Annotated in this window: 3 protein-coding genes; all 3 read left to right on the top strand. The window is 58.6% G+C overall.

Annotated elements, in window-relative coordinates:
- A partial coding sequence (locus V6D20_16140; protein HEY9817311.1) for a formylglycine-generating enzyme family protein occupies positions 1 to 382 on the top strand: 382 nt, incomplete at its 5' end.
- Positions 383 to 555: 173 nt separating this feature from the next.
- Positions 556 to 930: a hypothetical protein gene (locus V6D20_16135; protein HEY9817310.1), complete on the top strand. Its 375-nt coding sequence runs from the start codon at positions 556 to 558 to the stop codon at positions 928 to 930.
- A 294-nt stretch (positions 931 to 1,224) separates the two neighbouring features.
- The coding region (locus V6D20_16130; protein HEY9817309.1) for a tetratricopeptide repeat protein at positions 1,225 to 3,351 on the top strand (2,127 nt) is incomplete at its 3' end.

Raw genomic sequence — 3,351 nt, 5'->3', positions numbered from 1 at the left:
TCATTTTGGCCCAACGATAACTACAGAGTTGGCGAATTATAACGGCAACTATTTCTATGGCGATGCTTCCAAAGGAGACGATCGAGAACAAACAACCGAGGTCGACAGCTTTCCGGCTAATGCCTTTGGCCTATACGATATGCACGGCAATGTTTGGGAATGGTGCCTCGATCATTGGCATGATACCTATCAAGGTGCTCCCACCGACGGCAACGCTTGGGTAACGGGTGATAATGATTCTGAGAGAGTGCTGCGGGGTGGTTCGTGGCTCGACGCTCCTGGTATTTGTCGGTCTGCCTTTCGCTACAACTACGACCCGGACGCGCGCTCCTACAACCTTGGGTTTCGTGTCGTCTGTTCTGCCGCGAGGACTCTTTCGTAGTCCTTTACACTTTTTAACTCTTTCTCTTTACACTTCTTCATGGTTTCGCGCTACGCGCGATCGATTTTTTTTACAATTTGGGTGATGTCGAGGATCGCTGCTGCTGACGAGTTAGATTTGATTGTCCCCGATCGGGATCTGAAATAATGATGGGTAAAACGAGGCGATAGACCATGGCAGACGGCGATCAGCTTTGGATTTTGACCGAGATTGAAGACATCGACGAAACCGTGATCATTGAAGGGCAGCGATCGGGTCGGCGGGATACGGGGGGCGGCTTTGATCCGAACGAGACCGTGGAGAAAATCACCGTCACGCGCCGCAAGCGGGTATCGATTGATGCGCAGCTTGTGAAAGCCCAGATGGAAAGTATGTTGGCGATCGTCAATGACCTGTTCAGCCAAGCCGAAACTACCACAGGGTTACGCCTCGATGAAGTGGAACTGTCGGTGGATATTAGTGCCGAGGGTCAGATCAGCATCGTCGGCAATGGTGGCAAGCTGGGCAATAGCGGCGGCATTAAACTGAAATTCACCCGTCCGGTGTAGGGTTTTCAAAGCTCCTCTACCGGATTGGGAAAGGAGTTTGGGGTGAAGGTCTTCGAGTTGCGTTTGTTCAGGAGCGATCGCCCTTGATAAGCTGCGCCACCCTTTCCCCTCATCCCCCAGCCCCTTCTCCCACAAGGGGAGAAGGGGAGTAAGAGAGTGAGTGTAGGCACTAAATTTCAAAGCCCCTCTACCGTTCTGGGAGATGGGTTGGGGTGAGGGTCTGCTCTCTCATCCTGATCATGAGCTGCATGGAATGTAGGAAGGAAGCAGCTTGCATCGGAGATAGACGAGGATATGCGTGCTTCACAGGTTACGGCTTGCACGTTGACCGCGATCGCTTGGGGCGTAGGACAAGGGGCAACGGCCCACGGTCAGAGCGTACCAGAGGCTCCCCCAGAGCCCGTTCCCGTTTATCCGGGGCAGATATCAGAGTTCGAGTCGATGGGAACGGGGATTGTGCCCCCTGAGGGAGAGGTGTATCAAGAATTTTCCCCGGTGGAGAAGCTGGAGGTGGAGGTTCAGGAGCAGGCTGAGGAGCCAGCGGTTGAGGTAGAGGATCCTGTGGAGGATGAGCCCATCCAGGATCGGCAGGAGCGATCGCCCCTCCCCACCGTTGAGGAACCCAGGGAAGCGCCTGCCCCGTTGCCAACCTCGGAACCTGCACCGGTTGTTTCCTCCTATGATCGCCCTGTAGCCATGCCTGCACCGCAACCGGTGGATCAGTGGCGGCAGGGCAGTGGTTTGGCTAAGGTTGTGGCCCAGTCGAGCGATCGCGTCCCCGACTCGGAACCCATGGTGCGCATCCAAAATACCTGCGGGCGATCGCCTCAGGCGGTACCCATTCCCAGCCTGGCCCAGCGCATGGCGGAACGTCTGCAGCGCAATCGGCGGGGGGATGACGGTTCGTCTGCCGCCTGCCCCTTTCCCAAATTCACTACCACCAAAGTTCTCTATCCCGCTGCTAAGGTCACCGCCTCAGGAGCGATCGCCCCCAACTCTCCCCTCGGGCGACTAGCGGCAGGAACCTGGCGATTTCCCTTGGCCATCGACGCGCCGGTCACCTCGTCCTTTGGTTGGCGCATTCACCCCATCACGGGCGATCGCCGCTTCCATGACGGCGTAGACTTTGGCGCACCGGAGGGCACACCCGTTTTGGCTGCGGCAGCCGGACAGGTGCAGTCGGCGGGCTGGATGGGAGGCTATGGGTTGACGGTGGTGGTAGATCACGGCTCCTCCCAGCAGACGCTCTATGCCCACCTATCTAAAATTTCGGTGGAGCCAGGGCAGCGCGTTGAGGGTGGTGCCTTGCTGGGGCAGGTGGGCAGTACGGGCAATTCCACTGGGCCCCACCTGCATTTTGAGCAGCGTCGTTTCCTGAATCACCAGTGGGTGGCGGTGGAACCGTTGGGGGCCGATCGTGCTGATAGCGCCAATGGTGTAGAACTACCAGGGTCGGAAACCGTGGTCTTGGCTGCGGCTACGTCGGGTATGGATGCAGCGGTGCAGACCCTGCCCACTGTGCGGGTCGCCGCTACGCCCACGAGTCTGGCTCCTTGCAAAGACTCCTGCGGAGAAGCGTCCACCTTGCAGGCTGTAGCTCTGCCTAGTTTGCCACCCCTGCCGGAGGTGCCCGATGGGTCTTTTCTGCCGTCCACCACGCCGGTTGTGGAACTATCCCAAGCGCCTCAGCCCTTAGCAGACCGGGATTCTCAATCTTTTGTCGGCTGGCTAGAGGACTGCCAGGCCCTGATCGATCAGGGCGACTATGGTCAGGCCTTGGCCACCTGCGATCGCGCCATCTCCATCAATCCACGCAATGCCGAAGCCTGGCTGAGTCGCGGGCGCTTGCTGATGTCCTTGGGGCGTTATCCAGAAGCGATCGCTGCCCTTACCTATGTGCTGCACCATGAGCCGAACTCGTCCCAGGTGCTCACCGATCGCTGCAGTGCCTATGCTCGCCATGGCAATGTGATCAGCGCTGTGCGGGACTGCGATCGCGCTTTGGAGCTAAACCAAGAGTGGGGCGATCGCTCCCCCGCTTTGGCCTACCAACATCGAGGCTTACTCTATTTACAAGCAGGCGATTACCACCAAGCGATCGCCGACTTCAATCAGATCCTGGCCCAAGACCCCGACCATTCCCTAGCGCTCACCTATCGCTGTCGAGGGGAGCTGGGATTGGGGCAAACCGAAACGGCCCTAGCCTCCTGCGATCGCGCCCTGGAGCTGGATCGCCAGTGGGGTGATACCTCCCCCGCCTTGGCTTGGTACCATCGCGGGTTGGTGCTCACTCAGCTTGAGCGTCCCACCGATGCCCTGGCCGCCTACGACCAAGCGATCGCCCTCGAACCCGGTCAGGCGTCGTTATGGACTCATCGCGGATTGCTCCTAGAACGCTTGGATCGGTTCGATGCCGCCCTC

The organism is Candidatus Obscuribacterales bacterium (assembly GCA_036703605.1).
Classification (GTDB): Bacteria; Cyanobacteriota; Cyanobacteriia; order RECH01; family RECH01; genus RECH01.
Note: the sequence above shows the minus strand (reverse complement) of the source record. Positions and strands in the feature narration are given on the sequence as shown.

What these genes read in the sequence shown, in the direction of transcription:
- V6D20_16135 (HEY9817310.1), top strand. Translation starts at nt 556, where the DNA reads ATGGCAGACGGCGATCAGCTTTGGATTTTGACCGAGATTGAAGACATC.